Source organism: Achromobacter sp. Root565 (genome assembly GCF_001427425.1).
Classification (GTDB): Bacteria; Pseudomonadota; Gammaproteobacteria; order Burkholderiales; family Burkholderiaceae_B; genus Achromobacter; species Achromobacter spanius_D.
The window spans coordinates 195,282-216,017 of record NZ_LMGO01000005.1 but is presented as its reverse complement, the minus strand read 5'-3'; the positions used below and the strand labels follow the sequence as shown (position 1 = coordinate 216,017).

The window sequence follows — 20,736 nt, the reverse complement described above, 5'->3', positions numbered from 1 at the left end:
TGCAGCCCATTTTTTTTGAGTATATGGCTGATTTATTCGCATTGACCGAAGAGGCTCTGGCCGGCATGGACGTTGAACTTGTCGACGTCGAGCGTGCCGCCCTGGGCCTTTTGCGCGTCACGATCGATCGGGTCGGCGGTGTGCGCATCGAAGACTGCGAGCAGGTGTCCCGCCAATTGTCGCGGGTCTTTGAGGTCGAGAACATCGACTACAAGCGCCTCGAAGTGGGTTCGCCGGGCGTGGACCGCCCGCTGCGCACCGAGGCGGAGTTCCGCCGTTTCGCAGGCGAGCGCATCGAAATCAAGCTGCGCGAGGCATTGGACGGCCGCAAGGTCTTTTCGGGCACGTTGACCGTGCCGGAAGACGAGGCCGCAGCTTCCGACGCTGCTGGAATGCACAAGACCGTGTTCGGTCTCGAATTTGAGGCAAAAAAGAACGAAGTCCAGGTGTTGAATTTCACGGTCGAAGATATCGAGCGTGCAAAACTGGATCCCGTTCTGGATTTCAAGGGCAAAAAGCGATGAGTCGCGAAATTCTTCTGTTGGTCGATGCCTTGGCGCGTGAAAAGAACGTCACGCGTGACGTCGTGTTCGGCGCTCTCGAAAGTGCGCTGGCCTCGGCCATGAAAAAGCGCTTCAAGGATGATGCGGACATTCGTGTTTCCATCGATAGGGAAACGGGAGACCACGAAGGCTTCCGCCGCTGGCTGGTCGTGCCCGATGAGGCCGGTCTGCAAGAACCCGACAAGCAGGAAATGCTGTCGGACGCCGAAGAAATCGTCCCCGGCATCAAGGAAGGCGAGTTCATCGAAGAGCCCCTCGAACCCATCGAGTTCGGCCGTATCGGCGCTCAGGCGGCCAAGCAGGCGATCCTGCAAAAGATCCGCGACGCCGAGCGCGAACAGGTGCTGAACGACTTCCTGGATCGTGGTGAAACCATCGTGTCCGGAACGATCAAGCGCATGGACAAGGGCGACGCCATCGTCGAAACCGGCAAGATCGAAGCGCGCCTGCCGCGCTCCGAAATGATCCCGAAGGAAAACCTGCGGGTTGCCGACCGTGTTCGCGCTTTCGTGTTGCGTGTTGACCACGCCGCGCGCGGCCAGCAGGTGATCCTGTCGCGCACGTCGCCCGAGTTCATCCGCCAGCTGTTCGAGAACGAAGTGCCCGAGATCGAGCAGGGTCTGCTCGAGATCAAGGCCGCCGCCCGCGATGCTGGCGTGCGTGCGAAGATCGCCGTCGTGGCATACGATAAGCGTATCGATCCCATCGGCACGTGTGTGGGCATGCGCGGTTCGCGCGTGACTGCCGTGCGCAACGAACTCGGCGGCGAGCAGGTCGACATCGTGCTGTGGTCCGAAGATCCCGCGCAATTCGTCATCGGCGCGCTGGCGCCGGCCAACGTCGAATCCATCGTTGTCGATGAAGACAAGCATGCGATGGACGTCGTGGTCGACGAGGAAAACCTGCCGAAGGCCATCGGCGCCAAGGGCCAGAACGTGCGCCTGGCGTCGGAGCTGACCGGCTGGCAGATCAACATCATGACGCCGGAAGAAAGCCTGAATCGCCAGGAAGTCGAGCGTTCGGGTCTGCGCACCACGTTCATGAGCAAGCTCGACGTCGACGAGGAAGTCGCCGACATCCTGATCGACGAAGGATTTACCGGTATCGAGGAAATCGCCTACGTTCCCATGCAGGAATTGCTGGAAATCGAGGCGTTTGACGAAGACACCATCAACGAGTTGCGCGCCCGTGCCCGCAATGCGCTGCTGACCGAGGCAATCGCCCAGGAAGAGCGTCTTGAGACCGCACAGGATTTGCTTGAACTCGAAGGCATGACGCCGGAACTGGCCGCCAAGCTGGCCGAGCGTCAAGTGCATACGCGTGATGATCTGGCCGAATTGGCGACGGACGAATTGGCGGAAATCGCCGGTCTGACCGAAGAAGAAGCCAGCGATCTCATCATGCGTGCCCGCGCCCATTGGTTCGACGAAGAATAACCAAAAGGACACGGGTCTGCGGTGGGCGATGCTGCCGCTTCATCCACCGCAAGTTCACGTTGTTTGTAATAGCTGCCTATAGGGAAGAGAGAGCCTAATGTCGAGTAATACCGTCGCCCAGTTCGCTACCGAGCTGAAAATGCCTGCCAACGTGCTGCTGGATCAGCTGCGTTCGGCTGGCGTTGACCTCAAATCGGTTGACGACTCCGTCACCGACAGCGACAAGGCGAAATTGCTCGAATCGCTGCGTCGCGCACACGGCGCAACCGAAGGCAAGAAGATCACGCTGACGCGCCGCCAGACTTCCGAGATCCGGCAAGCAGACGCTACCGGGCGTTCGCGCACGATTCAGGTCGAAGTGCGCAAGAAGCGCGTCTTCGTCAAGCGCGACCCGTCCGAACTCGCTCTGGAACAGGCAGCTTCGGCTCCTTCCGAAGAAGAAGTTGCGGCTGAAGCCGCTCCGCAGGTTTCCGCACCGGCTGCTCCCGCAGCTGACGCGGCGCCTGTCGCTGCAGAAGCACGCGAAACGGCGCCTGTAGAGGCCGAAGCTCCCGCCCAGGCCGAAGCGCCGCAGCAGGAGCCCGCCGCTGCCGAAGCCCCCGCCACGGTCGAAGCGCCCGCGGCAACCGAACCCGTCGCGGCCGAAGCGCCCGCCCCCGTCGAGGCCAAAGCGCCTGAAGTCCAGGCACAGCCTGAACCCGAATCGACGCCGGCGGCTGTTCCTGCCGAGCCCGTGGCCGAAGAGGCCAAGCCCGAAATCAAGACTGAAACCACCGAGCCCCTGGCTGAAGAAGCCAAGCCGGAACCCGCTGTGCTAGCCAATAAGTCCGAAACATCTTCCTCCCAGGCCGCCGCGCCTGTCGCCCAGGCGCAGCCTGCCGCGAAATCCGAATCCGTGAAGCCCGCCGCCGCCGCGCCCGCCGCTGCGCCCAAGGTGGGTGGTCGCGTCGACAACCGCCGTGCCGCGCCGCCGCTGGCCGCTTCCGCCACGACCGCAGGCCGCGACGAAGCTCGCCGCGCCGCCGAGGCCGAGGCCGCCGCGCTGCGCGAAATGCTGAACCGTCCCCGCAAGGTGCTGCGCGCGCCCGAGCCCGAGGCGCCTGCCGCCGCGCCGATCTCCGGCACGCTGCACAAGCCTGCCGGCAAGCCCGGCGCCGCACCCGCGGCCAAGAAGGACGCCAAGCCCGCCGCGCCCGGCGCCAAGAAGACCATCAAGACCGCCGAAGTTGCTTCGACCTGGTCCGATGATTCGTCGCGCAAGAAGCCCGCCGACAAGCCGGCAGCCCCGGCCAGCCGCGATGGCTGGCGTGCGGGTGGCAAGGGCGGTGGCAAGTCGGGCGGCCGTGGTGGCCGCAATCAGCAGAACGACCGCCGCAACGAACCGGCGCCGCAGGAATTCATCGCACGTGAAGTCCACGTGCCGGAAACCATCAGCGTGGCCGACCTGGCCCACAAGATGTCCGTCAAGGCCGCCGAAGTCATCAAGCAATTGATGAAGCTGGGCCAGATGGTCACCATCAACCAGGTGCTGGACCAGGAAACGGCCATGATCGTGGTCGAGGAACTGGGCCACGTGGCAATTGCCGCCAAGCTGGACGACCCGGAAGCCTTCCTGGACGACACCGCCACCCAATCCGAAGCCGAGCAACTGCCGCGCGCGCCGGTCGTGACCGTCATGGGCCACGTCGACCACGGCAAGACCTCGCTGCTGGACTACATCCGCCGCGCCAAGGTTGCCGCGGGTGAAGCCGGCGGCATTACGCAGCATATCGGCGCCTACCACGTGCGCACCGAGCGCGGCATGGTGACCTTCCTTGATACCCCGGGCCACGAGGCGTTTACCGCCATGCGTGCCCGCGGCGCCAAGGCGACCGACATCGTGATTCTGGTGGTCGCCGCCGACGACGGCGTGATGCCGCAGACGCGTGAAGCCATCCACCATGCCAAGGCCGCAGGCGTGCCGATCGTCGTGGCCGTGACCAAGATCGACAAGCCTTCCGCCAACCCGGATCGCGTCAAGCAGGAACTGGTTGCCGAACAAGTCGTGCCGGAAGAATACGGCGGCGACGTGCCGTTCGTGGGCGTGTCCGCCAAGACCGGCGAGGGCATCGACGACCTGCTCGAAAACGTTCTGCTGCAAGCCGAAGTGCTGGAACTGAAGGCGCCGGAAGACGCACCCGCCAAGGGTCTCGTCATCGAAGCCCGTCTGGACAAGGGCCGTGGCCCGGTCGCGACGATCCTCGTGCAAAGCGGCACGCTCAAGCGCGGCGACGTCGTGCTGGCCGGCGCAAGCTTTGGCCGCGTGCGCGCCATGCTCGACGAAAACGGCAAGCCGATCCAGACGGCCGGCCCCTCGATCCCTGTTGAGATCCAGGGCCTGACCGAAGTGCCGGCCGCCGGTGACGAACTGATGGCACTGTCCGACGAGCGCAAGGCGCGCGAAATCGCGCTGTTCCGTCAAGGCAAGTTCCGCGACGTCAAGCTGGCCCGCCAGCAGGCCGCCAAGCTCGAATCGATGTTCGACAACCTCGGCGAAGGCACCCAGACCCTCACCCTCATCGTCAAGACCGACGTGCAGGGTTCGCAGGAAGCGCTGGTGCAATCGCTGGTCAAGCTGTCCACCGACGAAGTGCGTGTGCAAGTCGTGCACGCTGCGGTCGGCGGCATCTCGGAAACCGACATCAACCTGGCCATCGCCTCGCACGCCGTCGTCATCGGCTTCAACGTGCGCGCCGACGCCAGCGCCAAGAAGCTTGCCGAGAACAACGGCATCGATGTGCGCTACTACAACATCATCTACGACGCCGTGGATGAGGTTAAGGCCGCCATGTCGGGCATGCTGGCCCCCGAGAAGAAGGAAGAAATCATCGGCCTGGTCGAGATCCGCGAGGTGTACAGCATCTCCCGCCTCGGCAACATCGCCGGTTGTATGGTGCTGGATGGCATCGTGCGCCGCGATTCCCAGGTCCGCCTGCTGCGCAACAACGTTGTTCACTGGACGGGGCACCTCGAGTCGCTGCGCCGCTTCAAGGACGACGTCAAGGAAGTCAAGTCGGGCTTCGATTGCGGTCTGACGCTGCGCGGCAACAATGACATCCAGGTGGGCGACCAGCTGGAAGTCTTTGAAATCAAGGAAATTGCGCGCACGCTGTAAAGCAGGCGCCAGGCATTGTTAATGAGCCGTCACAAGTCCAAAGCCATTCCCGGCCGCAATCTGCGGCTGGCCGACCAGATCCAGAAGGATCTGGCCGGGATCATCCAGCGCGAGATCGACACCAAACGCGCTGGATTGATCACGATTTCGGGTGTGGAACTGTCGACCGACTACGCGCATGCCAAGGTGTGGTTCACGGTTTTGGGCGCCGAGCCCGAAGCCGCCACCACCTTGCTGAACGAGAAGGCCGGCTGGCTGCATTCGCAGCTCTACAAGCTTTTGCACATCCACACTGTCCCCACTTTGCGCTTCTTCCACGACGAGCAGGTCGCTCGTGGCATCGAGATGTCGATCCTCATCGACCGCGCAAACCGCCCCGGCCCGCACTCGGGCGTACCCGACGAGCCAGAAGACCAGTCCTGATCGGGCTGTCGTCACTGCTTCAATTTTTCCGGATTTCGACGATGGCTAAACGACGCGGGCTTGCGCTCGACGGTGTGCTGTTGCTTGATAAACCCGTGGGTTTGTCGAGCAATCACGCCTTGCAGCGCGCCAAACGCGCCATGGACGCGGCAAAGGCCGGCCATACCGGCACGCTGGACCCCTTTGCCACGGGCTTGCTGGTGTGCTGCATGGGACGCGCCACCAAAATTTCCGGCGCGATGCTTGACGCCGACAAGGCATATCGCGCTACGCTGCAATTTGGATCGGAAACCGATTCCGGCGACCTGACGGGCAACGTCACGGCGACCGCCGAACCCGGTTTTGCCGTCGAGGAACAGGCGCTGCGCGACGCGCTGTCACGTTTCTCGGGCACCATCGAGCAGATTCCGCCGATGTACTCGGCGCTCAAGCGCGACGGCAAGCCGCTGTACGAGTACGCCCGCGCGGGCATCGAGCTGGAACGCGCGCCGCGCAAGATCACGATTCACCGCATCGAGCTGTTGTCCCTTGACGGGACGCAGGCAGAGATCGATGTGGCTTGCAGTAAAGGCACATACATCCGAACACTGGCCCAGGACATCGGGCGCGTGCTGGGCTGTTTCGCCCACCTGACGGCGCTGCGGCGCACGCACGTCGGGCCCTTCTCTCTGGAACGCGCCGTTGAACTGGAAGCCTTGCAGGCCATGCCAGACCCCAAGCAGGCATTGCTTGCACTGAACGAATTGCCGGAGGGCTTGCTGCCCTCCACCCTGACCTTAAAGGACTCGCTATGACTCGCGCCTTGCGCAACGTCGCCATCATCGCCCACGTTGACCACGGAAAAACCACCCTGGTCGACCAGCTGCTGCGCCAATCCGGCACCTTCCGCGAAAACCAGGCGCTGACCGAACGGGTCATGGACTCGAACGACCTGGAAAAGGAACGTGGCATCACGATTCTGGCCAAGAACTGTGCCGTTGAATACGAAGGCACCCACATCAACATCGTCGACACCCCGGGCCACGCCGACTTCGGCGGTGAAGTCGAGCGCGTGCTGTCCATGGTTGACGGCGTGCTGCTGCTGGTTGACGCGGTCGAGGGCCCGATGCCCCAGACCATTTTCGTGACGCGCAAGGCACTGGCTCTGGGCCTGAAGCCCATCGTCGTGGTCAACAAGGTCGATCGTCCGGGCGCCCGTCCGGATTTCGTCATCAACGCCACGTTCGACCTGTTCGACAAGCTGGGCGCCACCGACGAGCAGCTGGACTTCCCGGTCGTCTACGCGTCGGGCCTGTCCGGTTACGCCGGCCTCACCGCGGATGTGCGCGAAGGCGACATGCGTCCGCTGTTCGAAGCCATCCTGCAGCACGTGCCGCAGCGCGATGACGATCCCAACGGTCCGCTGCAGATGCAGATCATCTCGCTGGACTACAACAGCTACGTCGGCAAGATCGGCGTGGGCCGCATCAACCGTGGCCGTATGCGCCCTGGCATGGAAGTGGCCTACAAGTTCGGTCCCGATGGTCAAGGCGGCCGCGGCCGCATCAACCAGGTCCAGAAGTTCCACGGCCTGGAGCGCGTCGTGGTGGAAGAAGCCGAAGCCGGCGACATCGTGCTGATCAACGGCATTGAAGACCTGGGCATTGGTTGCACCGTGACCGACCCGGTCACGCAGGAACCCCTGCCGATGCTGCGCATCGACGAACCGACGCTGACCATGAACTTCATGGTGAACACGTCGCCGCTGGCCGGCCGCGAAGGCAAGTTCGTGACCAGCCGCCAAGTTCGCGATCGCCTGGACCGCGAACTGAAGTCCAACGTGGCGCTGCGCGTTCGCGACACCGGTGACGATACGGTTTTCGAAGTGTCGGGCCGTGGTGAACTGCACCTGACCATTCTGCTGGAAACGATGCGCCGCGAAGGCTACGAGCTGGCCGTGTCGCGTCCGCGTGTGGTGTTCAAGGACATCGACGGCGTGAAGTGCGAGCCGTTCGAATCGCTGACCGTTGACGTCGAAGACGCCCACCAGGGCGGCGTCATGGAAGAGCTGGGCCGCCGCAAGGGCGACCTGCAGGACATGCAGCCGGACGGCCGTGGCCGTACGCGTCTGGAATACCTGATCCCGGCCCGCGGCCTGATCGGTTTCCAGAACGAATTCCTGACGCTGACGCGCGGCACGGGCTTGATGAGCCACATCTTCCACGAATACGCGCCGATCAAGGAAGGCTCCATCGGCGAACGCCGCAACGGCGTGCTGATCAGCCAGGACAACGGCGACGCCGTGGCCTACGCGCTGTGGAAGCTGCAGGATCGCGGCCGCATGTTCGTCAATCCGGGCGATGCGCTGTACGAAGGCATGATCATCGGCATCCACAGCCGTGACAACGACCTGGTCGTGAACCCGATCAAGGGCAAGCAGCTGACCAACGTGCGCGCCTCGGGCACCGACGAAGCCGTGCGCCTGGTTCCGCCGATCCAGATGTCGCTGGAATACGCCGTGGAATTCATCGACGACGACGAACTGGTGGAAATCACCCCGAAGTCGATCCGTCTGCGCAAGCGCTACCTGCTCGAAAACGAGCGCAAGCGCGCCGCGCGCGAAGCCGCGGTCTGAGCCTGAAGGCGGCCGCTGCCGCTTGATGCCAGATCACTGAAAAGCCGCGCACCTTCGGGTGCGCGGCTTTTTGTTTGCTTGGCAAGGTGCCAGACGTGCTTGGCGGTCACTTCTGACGGGTGTCAGACACCTTGGCCTGCTTGGCGGTCACTTCTGACGGGTGTCAGACACCTTGGCCGAAGTTCTGCAAGGTGTCTGACACCCACAGAAGTGTTGTTGCATGCTGATTCGCCGCTCCCCGGGGTGTCTGACACCGTCCCCGGTGCTTGCGGCGCCTCTTAACCTATCGCAGGTCGGATCAGGGGCCGCTGCCTACAACGCGCCGTGCTGGTGCCGGTACTCCTGCGTACGCCCGCCATAACCGTAAGCCGCGGCGCGCGCGTCGATGACGTGCACGTACGAGCACTCGTGCAGCTCGCCCAGGATGTCCTGGAAGGCCCCGTAGATGTCCTTGATGAAGCGCGCCTTCTCGGCCTTGGTGTTGGTCTCGTCCGTGACGCTGATGTCCAGGTGGAACGCGTTCTTGCCAAGCTCGGACAAGGGACGCCCGCCGATGAACCAGAGTTCGTGCGGAATGTGTTGCAGCGTGATGGCGATGACGGGCAGCTTTTTCCCGAGCACGGACTGGGTCAGCGCGGCGACGGATTCGACGATGCGTTGGTCAACGTCGGCATCGGGTGTGCCGGAACGATGGATGACGATGTGGGGCATGACGGCTCTCCGGGTGGGTAGGTACAGGGCCAGTGTAGAAAGCGCGTTGACATCGGAAAAGCGGGAATTTACGATTCTATCCATCGCCATAGCCGTTGGATAAATCGTGAGCGGATTTGATCTGGACCAGCTTCGCACGCTGGTCGCGGTGCTGGACGCGGGCAGCCTGACGGCGGCGGCGCCCAAGGTGTTCCTGTCGCAATCCTCCGTCAGTGAACAGATGCGAAAGCTGGAGGACAGGGCGGGTCAGCCGCTGCTGGTGCGCGGCAAGGCAGGTGTGCGCGCCACGCCGGCAGGCCAGCGCCTCCTGGCGCATGCACGTTCGATCCTGGCCCTGAGCGACGAGGCCTATCGCGATATGCGCGGCGTCGCGCTGCGGGGCGAACTGCGCCTGTGCATTACCGATTACTTCCGGCCCGGGGACGTCGCACGCCTGCTGCGGCGCCTGAACGAGCAGTATCCGCAGGTGCGGCTGCACGTGACCATCATGAAAAGCGGCGCCATCGAGGCCGCTTACGCGCGCGGCGAAATCGACGTCGGCATATCGATGGTCATCCAGGAGCGGGGGGCGACGCGCGGCCGAGCCGACGGCGCGCTGCTGCGCCGTGAACCGCTGCTGTGGATGGCCGCCGAGGGCGGGATGCCGCCGCTGGCCGAGCCCTTGCCGTTGCTGGCTTTGCCGGAAACCTGTGCGTTGCGCCAATACGTCGAGCGGCTGCTGTCCCGCCGTGGCGTGCCTTATGCCGTGTCGCACGTGGCGTCCGGCGTGGCTGGGTTGCAATTGGCCGTGGCCGCGGGATTGGGTGTTGCCTGCCTGAACGAATCGGCGCTCGGTGCGGGCATGGCGCGGCTGCAGGCGCCCGGCCTGCCCGCGTTGCCATCGGTGGAATTCAGGTTGCTCGCTGCCCGCCCCGGCGAAAGCGAGTTCGTGGGGCTGGCGCGCGAGGCGATCGTCAAAGCGATGACGTAGGAATCGCCTTGACCTGGAAGTCGCGGTGCGTGCGGGCAGGCGCGGGCAACCCCTGTCCGCAGCACGGCCGCCGTGTCAGGCGGGCAGGGAAGGGGCGTACTGTTCGGAGGACATCACCCGTTCGTGGAATTCCACGACCTTGCGCACCACCTTGACGGGGTCGTCTTCGATGATGAAAAGGTCCAGGTCGTGGGCGGCGATCATGCCATTGCCGAGCACCTGATCGCCCAGCCATTCGGCCAATCCTGACCAGTATTCGCTGCCGACCAGCACGATCGGCGCCGGCGGGACTTTGCCCGTCTGGATGAGCGTCAACGCTTCGAAGAGCTCGTCCAGCGTGCCAAAGCCGCCGGGCATCGCCACGTAGGCGAAGCTGTGCATGAAGAACGCCGCCTTGCGAGGGAAAAAGTATTCGAAGGACAGGCTGATGGTCTGGAATTCGTTGTTGTGGGCTTCGTGCGGCAGGCTGATGTTCAACCCGATGCTCGTGCCTCCTGCTTCAAATGCACCTTTATTGGCGGCTTCCATGATGCCGGGGCCGCCGCCCGCGATGACTGCGAAGCCAGCTTCGGCCAGCGCCGCGGAGATCGCGATGGTGGTTTCATAGTACGGGGAATTACGGCTGACTCGTGCGCTACCGAAAACGCTGACTGCGGGCCCGATGTGAGCGAGCTTGTCTGCCGCCGTCCTTATCTCTGACATAATCAGCGGAATTTGTTTGCCGGCGGGTGTATCCATATCTGCCTTTGTAACCATGAAAAAAACACTATTACTGGTCGACGGTTCAAGCTACTTGTACCGCGCTTTCCACGCTATGCCCGATTTGCGCAACGCGCAAGGCGAACCGACTGGTGCGCTTTACGGCGTGGTCAATATGCTGCGCAAGCTTGTATCTGACCATAAGGCAGAGTATGCCGCATGTATCTTCGATGCTCGCGGCAAGACGTTTCGGGACGATCTGTATCCGGAATACAAGTCGCACCGTCCCCCTATGCCTGAGGATCTAGCAGCACAAATCGATCCCATCCACCGCGCGGTGCGTGCGCTGGGTTGGCCGGTGCTGGCGATCGAGGGCGTCGAAGCGGATGACGTCATCGGCACGTTGGCACATCGTGCCGCGCAACACGACGTTCACACCATCGTCTCTACGGGTGACAAGGACCTGGCGCAACTGGTCAACGGCCACGTCACGCTCGTCAACACAATGAGCGGCGAGGTCCTGGACGAAGCCGGCGTCGTGAACAAGTTCGGCGTGCCCCCTGACCGTATCGTCGACTACCTGATGCTGGTGGGCGACACGGTCGACAACGTGCCGGGCGTCACCAAGGTCGGCCCCAAGACGGCGGCCAAATGGATTACGGAATTTGGCTCGATTGACAAGCTGATCGAGGGCGCCGACGGCATCAAGGGCGTGGCCGGCAACAACCTGCGCGAAGCCATTCCCAATTTCCCGTTGACGCGTCAGCTGCTTACGGTCAAGTGCGATTGCGATCTGACCGGCCACATCGACAACGTCGACGACCTGACGCCGCGCCCGCGCGACGACGCCACGCTGACCGAACTGTACGAACGCTACGGATTCCGCACGTGGCTGCGCGACCTGACCGGCGATGTCGAGCGCGTGCCCGCGGGCGATGCGCGCATCGCGCACGAGGCGCCCGCCGCGCCCGCCACGCTGGATTACCGCATCATCTCCGACTGGGCCGCGTTCGACGCCTGGATGGAACTGATGCAGCAAGCCTCACTGATCGCACTGGACACCGAGACGACGTCGCTGGACGAGATGCAGGCCCGGCTGGTGGGCTTGTCGATGTCGGTGGCGCCCGGGGTGGCCTGCTACATCCCGGTCGCGCACCGCGGACCGGATGGCGCGGTCCAGTTGCCCAAGGACGAGGTGCTGGCCCGTTTGAAACCCTGGCTGGAAGACCCGGCGCGCGCCAAGCTGCTGCACCATGCCAAATACGACACGCATGTGTTCGCCAACGAGGGCATCCGCCTGGCCGGCGCCGCCGAAGACACCATGCTGCAGGCCTACGTGCTGGAATCGCATCGCGGCGTGGGCCTGAACGATCTGGCGCAGCGTTATCTGGGACGCAGCGGCGTGTCCTACGAAGACCTCTGCGGCAAGGGCGCCAAGCAGATCGGCTTTGACGAAGTGGCGGTGGACAAGGCCGGGCATTACGCGGCTGAAGACGCCGACTTCACGTTGCAGCTGCATCAGGTGCTGCGTCCGATGGTCGCCGCCGACGAAGGGCTGGAGCGCATCTATCGCCTGGAAATGCAGGTGTCCGGCGTGCTGACCACCATCGAACGCAACGGCGTGAAGGTCGATGCCGCGGAACTGGGCCGCCAGAGCAACAAGCTGGGCCAGGAGATGCTGCAACTCGAGCAGAAGGCCTACGAACTGGCCGGCCAGCCGTTCAACCTGAATTCCCCCAAGCAGCTTGGCGAGATCCTGTTTGGCCGCATGCAGCTGCCGGTGGTGCGCAAGACCGCGAGCGGCGCGCCGTCCACGGACGAGGAAGTGCTGAGCAAGCTGGCGCTGGACTATCCGCTGCCGCAGGTGCTGCTGGACTACCGCGGGCTGTCCAAGCTGAAGTCGACTTACACGGACAAGCTGCCGCGCATGATCAATCCGGCGACCGGGCGGGTGCACACGCACTATTCGCAGGCCGCCGTCATCACCGGACGCCTGGCGTCGTCGGATCCCAACCTGCAGAACATTCCGGTCCGCACCGAGGCAGGGCGGCGCGTGCGCGAGGCGTTCATTGCCGAGCGCGGCCTGCTGCTGTCCGCGGACTACTCGCAGATCGAGCTGCGCATCATGGCGCACGTCTCGGACGACGCGAATCTGCAAAGCGCGTTCGCAGCCGGCGAGGACATCCACCGGGCCACCGCATCCGAAGTGTTCGGCGTGCCGCTGGACGCCGTGACCACCGATCAGCGCCGTGCCGCCAAGGCCATCAACTTCGGCCTGATTTACGGCATGGGCGTGTTTGGCCTGGCGTCCAACCTGGGCATCACGCGCGACGCCGCGCAGGCGTACATCGACCGCTACTTTGCGCGCTATCCCGGCGTGGCCATGTACATGGACGACACGCGGCGCCTGGCGCGCGAGCAGGGCTACGTGGAAACCGTCTTTGGACGTCGGCTGCAGTTGCCGGAGATCCGCGGCGCCTCGGGTCCGCGCAGGCAGGGCGCCGAACGGGCGGCCATCAATGCGCCGATGCAGGGCACGGCGGCCGACCTGATCAAGATGGCCATGGTGGCGGTGCAGGACTGGCTCGATGCTGAAAAGCTGCAGACCCGCATGATCATGCAGGTGCACGACGAACTGGTGATGGAAGCGCCGGACGACGAGCTGGAGCTGGTCAAGGAGGCCCTGCCGCGCCTGATGTGCAACGTGGCGACGCTGCGCGTGCCGCTGGTGGCGGAAGTGGGCGTCGGCAAGAACTGGGAGCAGGCGCACTAGGGACAGATTGGCGCCGGGGCCGTCTTCGGACGGCCCATTTCCGGTTTTTGGATTGCAACAATATAATGTTGCGCTTCCCCCCGCCTGATCTTCTCCCCCTCCATGTTGCTGCTCTGGGTCCTGCTCGCCACCATCACCGGTGGCCTTATTGCTGTCCTCATCGCGAGCTGGCTCGCTTACAAGGTCTTTGCCAAATACCTGCATCACATGGTGAGCCTGTCGGTGGGCGTGCTACTGTCGGTCGCGCTTTTGCACCTGCTGCCCGAAGCGTTCGAAACCGGCGTCGGCAACGCGCATGTGCTTTTCGGGCTGATGCTGGCATCGCTGATCGGGTTCTTCGTGCTGGAAAAGATAGCGCTGCTGCGCCACAGCCATCACCACGAAGGCGACGGCCATCATCATCACAAGGGGCACGACCGGCACGAGGCGGGGCGCGGCGGGATGCTCATCCTGATCGGCAGTTCGCTGCACAACCTGTGCGACGGCGTCCTGATCGCCGCGGCGTTTCTTACCGACCCGCTGCTGGGCGTGCTGACGGCGGCGTCGATCATCATCCACGAGATACCGCACAAGCTGGGCGATTTCGTCGTTCTGATCAACGCGGGCCTGCGCCGGCGCCGGGCGTTCGCGCTGATTCTCTTTACCAGCTTGTGTTCAGCGGTCGGCGGCATAATAGGCTACTTCGTGCTGCAGCAGGCGCAGGACTGGACGCCGTACATTCTGGTGGTTGCCGCCAGCAGCTTCCTGTATATCTCGGTGGCCGACCTGATGCCGCAGATGCACGAGCGGGTATCCCTGTCCGATGCCGTCCCGCAGTTGCTGCTGGTCGGTGTGGGCGTGGCGCTGATCTATAGCGTAACGACCCTGATGCACCACGGCCACGACCATGGCGGGCACGCTGACCATGGCGCGCCGCATGCGGAGCACGGCCACCAGCACTAGCGCTGGCAAGGCGGTGGGGATGGCCGGCTTTCGTCGACCCCAACCAAGGAGTTCTCCATGAGTTTTTCCACCGCCGCCGGCAATGTCGCTCCCACCGTGATCCACACGGACACGCGGGGCCTCGTCCACGGAGATTTCCAGCTTCCCGTCACCGACGGCCCGATTAGCGCCTATTACGCGGCGCCCGAGGGGCAGCGCGATCTGCCGATCGTGCTGGTGATCCAGGAGATCTTCGGCGTGCATGAGCACATCAAGGACATCTGCCGCCGGGTCGCCAAGGCCGGCTATCTGGCCGTCGCGTGCGATCTGTATCAGCGCCAGGGCGACGCCTCGGCCTACACCGATATCCCGAAGCTCATTTCCGAACTCGTCAGCAAGGTGCCGGACGAACAGGTGTTCGGCGACCTGGACGCCAGCGTGGCGTGGGCTGCCGCCAATGGCGGGGACGCGCGCCGCGTGGCGGTGACGGGTTTCTGCTGGGGCGGGCGTCTGACGTGGATGTACGCCGCGCACAACCCTGACGTGAAGGCGGGCGTGGCCTGGTACGGCAAGCTCAGTGTGGGCCATGGACCGCTCATCAAGCGCGTGGCGCTGGATGTGACGCATGAGCTGCACGGCCCCGTTTTGGGCCTGTACGGCGGGCGCGACGGCAGCATTCCGCTTTCTGACGTGGAAGCCATGAAGACGAAGCTGGCCGCCGGCAACGCCGCCGCGAAGCTGTCCGACATCGTGGTGTATCCCGAAGCCGACCATGCGTTCCTGGCGGATTACCGCGCCAGTTATCAGCCCGAGGCCGCGAAGGATGGGTGGTCGCGGATGCTGGAGTGGTTCAAGCGGTATCTGTGAGGGGGGAAGGGTGAGCCACCAGGTTGGCTCACCGGATGTGACCCATGAAAAAGTAAGCCGACCCGAGGGTCGGCTTTTTCATGCTCCAGTGTGCTTGGGACGGTGTCAGACACCCGGCGGAGATAGCCGTCGACTGGGAGGGGCGTCTCAATGGGTGTCTGACACCTGGAGCAGCAAGCGCGCGGAGCGCGTGCGGCGTGGGGGCAGTCAACAGCCGCCCCGCCGCTCGGCCGCCCGAAGGCGGGGCCGCCCCCTCGGGGGGCAGCAAGCGCGCGGAGCGCGTGCGGCGTGGGGGCCCTCAATTCCCCGCTTCGCGCAAACGGCTGGGCAGGAGCTCGCCGTGGCGTGCGAGGAGCGGATACGCCGCCGCGCCCACCAGATGCGAGTTGATGCCCTTCATGTCCCGCAGGATGTCCAGGTACAGCGCGCCGACTTCCGCCGCGTCCACTTCGCCCGATTTGATCTTCTGCAGGTGCGTGTCGGCCGCCCGGGTTTCGATCGTGCGGAATCGCGCCTTTTCGCCGGCCAGCGAACGTGCCTGGCGCAGGTCGTCGTTCACGAAGAGCGCGGCGGCCGTGCGCTGGTTGGCGATGAGCTGGCCCAGGGTGTCGTCCAGGCTGGCGCGTTGCTCGGGCGAGAACGTCCATCCCTGTTTACGCAGCTTGGCGACGTGGCTGAGCAGCCCGTGATGGGCGATATCGCCGGCATGGCCGATGTTGCTGGTGAACGCCAGGATGTCGTCGAGCCGCTGGATGTCCTCGCGGGTCATGTTTTCCTGGTCGAGCGTTGCCAGGTATGTCGTGATGGCGTTTTCCAGCTTGTCCAGCGCGCCGTCGAGCTGGCGCGCCTGCACCATGCGGTGGCGGTTGTCGCGCTTGAAGCCCGCCCGCGCGTAGAGCAGCAGCGTCTGCAGCATGTCGGCCATCCGCAGGGCTTCGCGCGCGGCGTTGCCCAGCGCGACCGCCGGCACGTCGTGCGCCCATTCGTCCAGGTATTGGGGCCGGGACGGGTCGTTCGGGTCGGCGCGCTTGGGCAGCCAGCGGGTGAGGAGGGCGGCGTACGGAGTCAGGAGCGGCAGGAAGGCCAGGGCGATGACGGCATTGAACAGGGTGTGGAAATTGGCGACCGCGCGGGCGGGGTCCCGCGCCAGGTCGCTCATCCAGGGCTGCAGGAACGGCAACAGCAGCAGGCCGGCCAGCACGCCCAGCACCCGCGTCAGCAGGTTGCCCAGCGGCAGACGGCGAGCGGCGGGATCGTCGCCGGTCACGCCTTCGATCATCGGGTTGATCGCCGTGCCCAGGTTGGCGCCCAGCACCAGCGCAAACGCCACGTGCGGCGCCACCATGTTGTGGCTGGCCAGCGACATCACCAGCACCACCACGGCCACGCTGGAGTGCGCCGCCCAGGTGAACGCCGCGGACAGCAGCACTGCGGCGACCGGCTGGGTTGCCAGCGCGTCCAGGATCATGCCCAGCATGGGCGCGGTCTGGAACGGGGCGAAAAGCTCGACGAGCTGATGCAGCGACAGCAGCAATAGGCCCAGGCCGATGAAGACCCGGCCCAGGTCGCGGGTGCGGCCCGGCGGGTAGCGCCGGAACATCCAGACGCCGGCCAGGATCAGGATCGGCGCCAGTTCGGTCAGGTCAAAGGACAGCAACTGAACGATCAACGTCGTGCCGACGTTGGCGCCCAGCATGGCCGCCAGGGCGGGCACCAATCCGACGACGCCGCCTGCGGCAAAGCCGGTGATCATCAGGCCGGTGGCGGTGCTGCTCTGCAACGCCGCCGTGATGCCCAGGCCGGCGAAGAATGCCCGCAGCCGTGTGCCAAGGGCGCGTCCCAGTGCCGCGCCCAGTGCGGCGCCAAACGCGCGTTGCACGCCCGTTTGCACCATATGCACGCCCCAGAGCAGCAGCGCCACGTAGCCGGCGAAGTCAAGCAGGGTAATGAGTCCAGACATCCAGGCGTTTTTCCGTTCTTTTTATGACAAGTAATAATTCTGTAATGATCGCATGCCGCGGCGGGCTTTGACACCCGGCGCGAAGATACAGGATACGCCCGGCGGGGCATTACTGCGTGCGCGCGGGCCTGCGCGTATCATTGCCTGATCATTTGTGGATGTCGTGGGGTTTGGCGTGGCCGTTTCTGTTTTCGATCTGTTCAAGGTGGGCATCGGCCCGTCGAGCTCACACACGGTGGGTCCGATGCGGGCGGCGCTGTTGTTCGCCCAGGGCCTGGAGCGCGACGGCCTGATTCCGCGCGTCGCCAGCGTGCGGGCCGAACTGTACGGATCGCTGGGCGCCACCGGCAAGGGACACGGCACCGACAAGGGCGTGCTGCTGGGGCTGATGGGCGAGGCGCCCGACACGGTCGACCCGGCCGCCATCGCCGGCATGGTCGCGTCCGTGCGCGCCAGCCGCCAATTGCCGCTGCTGGGCAAGTACCCGCTGCCCTTCGTGGAAAAGGAACACCTGATGTTCTATCGCCGCGAAGCTATGGCCGAACATCCCAACGGCATGAAATTCCATGCATTCGACGCCGACGGCCAGAGCCTGCGCGAGGCGCGCTACCTCTCCGTGGGCGGCGGCTTCGTCGTCACCGCAGGCGCGTCCAACAGCCAGGTCATCGCCGCGCACGACCAGTTGCCATATCCGTTCCGCATGGGGCGGGAGCTGCTTGCCATGTGCCAGGAAAACGGAATGACCGTCGCGCAGATCATGATGCAGAACGAGCTGACCTGGCGCGAAGCCTCGGAAGTCAACGCCGGCCTGGACCGGATCTGGCAGGTGATGCAGGACTGCGTGGCGCGCGGCTGTGGCATCAACTATCCCGAGGCGGACGGCGAACTCCCGGGCCCGTTGCGCGTGCGCCGCCGTGCGCCTGAGCTGTACCGCAACCTGACGCAGCGCGCCGAGCGCACGCTGTCCGACCCGCTTTCCGTCATGGATTGGGTGAACCTGTACGCGATGGCCGTCAACGAAGAAAACGCTGCGGGCGGCCGCGTGGTCACCGCGCCCACCAACGGCGCGGCGGGCATCATCCCGGCGGTGCTGCACTATTACGATCGTTTCGTGCCGGGCGCCAACCGTGAGGGCGTGCGCGACTTCCTGCTGACCGCGGCTGCCATCGGGCTGCTGTACAAGTACAACGCGTCGCTGTCCGGCGCGGAAGTGGGCTGTCAGGGCGAAGTCGGCGTGGCCTGTTCCATGGCGGCCGGCGGACTGGCGGCGGCGCTGGGCGGGTCCGTGGAACAGGTGGAAAACGCGGCCGAAATCGGCATGGAGCACAACCTGGGCCTGACCTGCGACCCGGTCGGCGGACTGGTGCAGATTCCCTGTATCGAGCGCAACGCCATGGCATCGGTCAAGGCCGTCAACGCCGCCCGCATGGCGCTGCGCGGCGACGGCCAGCATTATGTGTCGCTGGACTCGGTCATCAAGACCATGCGCGAAACCGGCGCCGACATGAAGACCAAGTACAAGGAAACCGCGCGGGGCGGCTTGGCGGTGAATATCGTCGAGTGCTGAGCGGCGTGCTGCGGTGACAAGGTGTCTGACACCCTGGGGAGATGATCTCGGGCTTGTCGCAACATCTCAGAGGGTGTCAGACACCCATCCAGCCAAATGCGTCAGATAAGCACGCAAAAAAAGCCCGCCGAAGCGGGCTTTTTTGCGGCCGGTGACCGATCAGATCACGCGGGCGTTCTGCAGCGCGGCGATGCGGGCCGGGATCGGCGGGTGCGAGGCGAACATGGCGGCCAGGCCGCCCTTGCCGGTGATGCCGGACGCTTCGAAGGACTTGGGCAGTTCGCCCGGTTCCAGGCCACCCAGGCGGGCTAGAGCGCGGATCATCGGTTCGCGGGCGCCCATCAGGTGGGCCGAGCCGGCGTCGGCGCGGTATTCGCGCTGGCGCGAGAACCAGGCCACGATGATCGAAGCCAGGACGCCGAAGATGATTTCACAGACCAGCACCGTGACGAAGTACCCCGGGCCGATGCCGCGTTCGTTCTTGAACACGACGCGGTCGATGAAGTAGCCGACGACGCGCGCCAGGAAAATGACGAAGGTGTTCACCACGCCCTGGATCAGGGTCAGGGTGACCATGTCGCCGTTGGCGATGTGCGCGACTTCGTGCGCCAGCACGGCTGCGACTTCCTCTTCGGACATGCTTTCCAAGAGGCCCGTCGACACGGCGACCAGCGAGTCGTTCTTGAACGCGCCGGTGGCGAACGCGTTGGGGGCGCCTTCGTAGATGGCGACTTCGGGGCGGCCGATGCCGGCGCGATCGGCCAGTTGGTGGACCGTGTCGACCAGCCAGGCTTCGCGCTGGTTGCGGGGCGCGTTGGGATCCAGCACCTGCGCACCGGTGCTCCACTTGGCCATGGGCTTGCTCATGAGGAGCGAGATGATGGCGCCGGTGAAGCCGACCACGACCGAGAAGATCAGGAGCGCGTTGAAGTTGATCCCGTTGGCCGTGATGACACGATCCACGCCCAGGATGCGCAGCGTGGCCGACAGCACGAGCATGACGGCCAGGTTGGTAATGACGAACAGAACAATGCGTTTCATGTTTTTTTATTCCTCTGCGAGCGGCAAATAACCGGGTTTCGACATCGCGGGGCCTCGCCAGTTCCCCGACTCGCCGGCTCCGCTCCCGGTGACGGAGAGTATAGTATCGCTTTCCCTTATTCCTTCCCCCTTTTCCCTTAGCGTAGACCCGCATGCAGGCACTTTGGATGTTGGTGGCGTCCGCCATGTTCGCCATCATGGGGTCGTTCGTGAAGCTCGGCACCGAACACGGCGCGTCGCTGCCGCAGGTCGTGCTCTTTCGCGGCCTGCCGTCGGTGATCCTGCTGCTGCTCTGGGCGCGCGCCGGCCGCCAGTCCATCATTCCCACGAGCTGGAAGCTGCACATCTGGCGCAATCTGTCCGGCGTCACGTCGATGTGGCTGGGCTTTTTCGCCATCTCCCACCTGCCTTTGGCCACGGCCACCAGCCTGAACTACACGGCGCCGCTGTTTATCGCCTGTTGGATGCTGGGGTGGGGCGGGGCGCAGCGCGACCCGGTGCGGATCCTGGCCGTGGCGCTGGGGTTCATGGGCGTCATTGCCGTGCTGCGGCCCAGCATCAACGAAGACCAGTGGCTCGCCGCCCTGCTCGGTATGGGGGCGGGCGCCATGTCCGCGATCGCGATGATGCAGATCCGCCAATTGGGCCGCATCGGCGAGCCCGAATGGCGCACCGTCCTGTTCTTCTCGGTCGCCGTGTGCGCGTCCAGCGCCGCCGGACTGGCGTTCGAAGGCTGGGGCTATGCGGACTGGACCGGTTACCTTTCGCTGCTGGGCGTCGGCGTGGCGGGGCTGTTTGGCCAACTGGCCATGACCCGGGCGTTCGGCATGGGGTCGGCGCTGCTGACCGCCGCTCTGCAGTACAGCACCATCATTTTTGCGGCGCTGATTGGCATGGGCTTCTGGGGCGACCATCTGGACGCCGTGGCCTGGGCCGGCATGGGCCTCATTATCTTCGCGGGCCTGCTGTCGGTGTGGCGCACCATGCGCGATCCCAAACCGGTCTGAAGCCAGCATCCGCCGAATTTCACAGGAGCC

General features: G+C 64.7%; 16 protein-coding genes. 12 read left to right on the top strand and 4 right to left on the bottom strand.

The annotated features are described in order from the left end of the window. Positions 1 to 23: 23 nt before the first annotated feature. From rimP to typA, 6 genes are all read left to right on the top strand, one after another. A complete protein-coding gene (gene rimP / locus ASD71_RS17665; RefSeq protein WP_056567511.1) occupies positions 24 to 524 on the top strand; it encodes a ribosome maturation factor RimP in 501 nt (166 codons plus the stop codon). Next, positions 521 to 1,999, top strand: a complete 1,479-nt coding sequence (gene nusA, locus ASD71_RS17660) for a transcription termination factor NusA (protein WP_056567508.1) — start codon at positions 521 to 523, stop codon at positions 1,997 to 1,999. Before rimP ends, nusA begins: the two co-directional genes overlap by 4 nt. A 97-nt stretch (positions 2,000 to 2,096) precedes the next feature. Further along, positions 2,097 to 5,153 carry a translation initiation factor IF-2 gene (gene infB / locus ASD71_RS17655; protein WP_056567505.1) on the top strand — a complete coding sequence of 1,019 codons (3,057 nt, stop codon included), beginning with the start codon at positions 2,097 to 2,099 and terminating at the stop codon, positions 5,151 to 5,153. A gap of 21 nt (positions 5,154 to 5,174) precedes the next feature. After that, positions 5,175 to 5,576: a 30S ribosome-binding factor RbfA gene (rbfA, locus tag ASD71_RS17650; protein ID WP_056567500.1), complete on the top strand. Its 402-nt coding sequence runs from the start codon at positions 5,175 to 5,177 to the stop codon at positions 5,574 to 5,576. A gap of 41 nt (positions 5,577 to 5,617) precedes the next feature. Next, entirely contained in the window at positions 5,618 to 6,370 is a 753-nt protein-coding gene (truB, locus tag ASD71_RS17645) for a tRNA pseudouridine(55) synthase TruB (RefSeq protein ID WP_056567497.1), read from the top strand. After that, positions 6,367 to 8,190 (top strand): translational GTPase TypA, encoded by a 1,824-nt coding sequence (gene typA / locus ASD71_RS17640; protein WP_056567494.1) that lies wholly within the window; start codon positions 6,367 to 6,369, stop codon positions 8,188 to 8,190. Before truB ends, typA begins: the two co-directional genes overlap by 4 nt. Positions 8,191 to 8,502: 312 nt before the next feature. On the opposite strand, the gene ASD71_RS17635 is transcribed toward typA, so the two are convergent. Further along, positions 8,503 to 8,901, bottom strand: a complete 399-nt coding sequence (locus ASD71_RS17635; protein WP_056567491.1) for a hypothetical protein — start codon at positions 8,899 to 8,901, stop codon at positions 8,503 to 8,505. A gap of 106 nt (positions 8,902 to 9,007) precedes the next feature. Here ASD71_RS17635 and ASD71_RS17630 point away from each other — a divergent pair, with 106 nt between their 5' ends. Beyond that, entirely contained in the window at positions 9,008 to 9,871 is an 864-nt protein-coding gene (locus tag ASD71_RS17630) for a LysR family transcriptional regulator (protein WP_056567489.1), read from the top strand. A gap of 75 nt (positions 9,872 to 9,946) precedes the next feature. Here the strand turns inward: ASD71_RS17630 and ASD71_RS17625 are convergent, their stop codons facing one another. Continuing rightward, positions 9,947 to 10,573, bottom strand: a complete 627-nt coding sequence (locus tag ASD71_RS17625) for a TIGR00730 family Rossman fold protein (RefSeq protein ID WP_056569405.1) — start codon at positions 10,571 to 10,573, stop codon at positions 9,947 to 9,949. 52 nt (positions 10,574 to 10,625) lie between these two features. Between ASD71_RS17625 and polA the strand changes: the two genes are divergently transcribed. From polA to ASD71_RS17610, 3 genes are all read left to right on the top strand, one after another. Next, entirely contained in the window at positions 10,626 to 13,343 is a 2,718-nt protein-coding gene (gene polA, locus ASD71_RS17620) for a DNA polymerase I (RefSeq protein WP_056567486.1), read from the top strand. Between the two features lie 102 nt (positions 13,344 to 13,445). Further along, positions 13,446 to 14,285, top strand: a complete 840-nt coding sequence (locus tag ASD71_RS17615) for a ZIP family metal transporter (RefSeq protein WP_056567477.1) — start codon at positions 13,446 to 13,448, stop codon at positions 14,283 to 14,285. A 57-nt stretch (positions 14,286 to 14,342) separates the two neighbouring features. Beyond that, the gene (locus ASD71_RS17610; protein ID WP_056567468.1) at positions 14,343 to 15,131 is read left to right on the top strand and encodes a dienelactone hydrolase family protein; all 789 of its coding nucleotides are present in this window, start codon (positions 14,343 to 14,345) and stop codon (positions 15,129 to 15,131) included. A gap of 298 nt (positions 15,132 to 15,429) precedes the next feature. Here the strand turns inward: ASD71_RS17610 and ASD71_RS17605 are convergent, their stop codons facing one another. Then, positions 15,430 to 17,091: a Na/Pi cotransporter family protein gene (locus tag ASD71_RS17605; RefSeq protein ID WP_056567466.1), complete on the bottom strand. Its 1,662-nt coding sequence runs from the start codon at positions 17,089 to 17,091 to the stop codon at positions 15,430 to 15,432. A 175-nt stretch (positions 17,092 to 17,266) separates the two neighbouring features. On the opposite strand from ASD71_RS17605, the gene ASD71_RS17600 reads away from it, so the two are divergent. Further along, on the top strand, positions 17,267 to 18,658 hold the full coding sequence (locus ASD71_RS17600; protein ID WP_056569404.1) for an L-serine ammonia-lyase: 1,392 nt from the start codon (positions 17,267 to 17,269) through the stop codon (positions 18,656 to 18,658). A gap of 159 nt (positions 18,659 to 18,817) precedes the next feature. On the opposite strand, the gene htpX is transcribed toward ASD71_RS17600, so the two are convergent. Beyond that, a complete protein-coding gene (gene htpX, locus ASD71_RS17595) occupies positions 18,818 to 19,699 on the bottom strand; it encodes a protease HtpX (RefSeq protein WP_056567464.1) in 882 nt (293 codons plus the stop codon). A gap of 152 nt (positions 19,700 to 19,851) precedes the next feature. Between htpX and ASD71_RS17590 the strand changes: the two genes are divergently transcribed. Continuing rightward, positions 19,852 to 20,706 carry a DMT family transporter gene (locus ASD71_RS17590; RefSeq protein WP_056567461.1) on the top strand — a complete coding sequence of 285 codons (855 nt, stop codon included), beginning with the start codon at positions 19,852 to 19,854 and terminating at the stop codon, positions 20,704 to 20,706. Positions 20,707 to 20,736 lie beyond the last annotated feature (30 nt).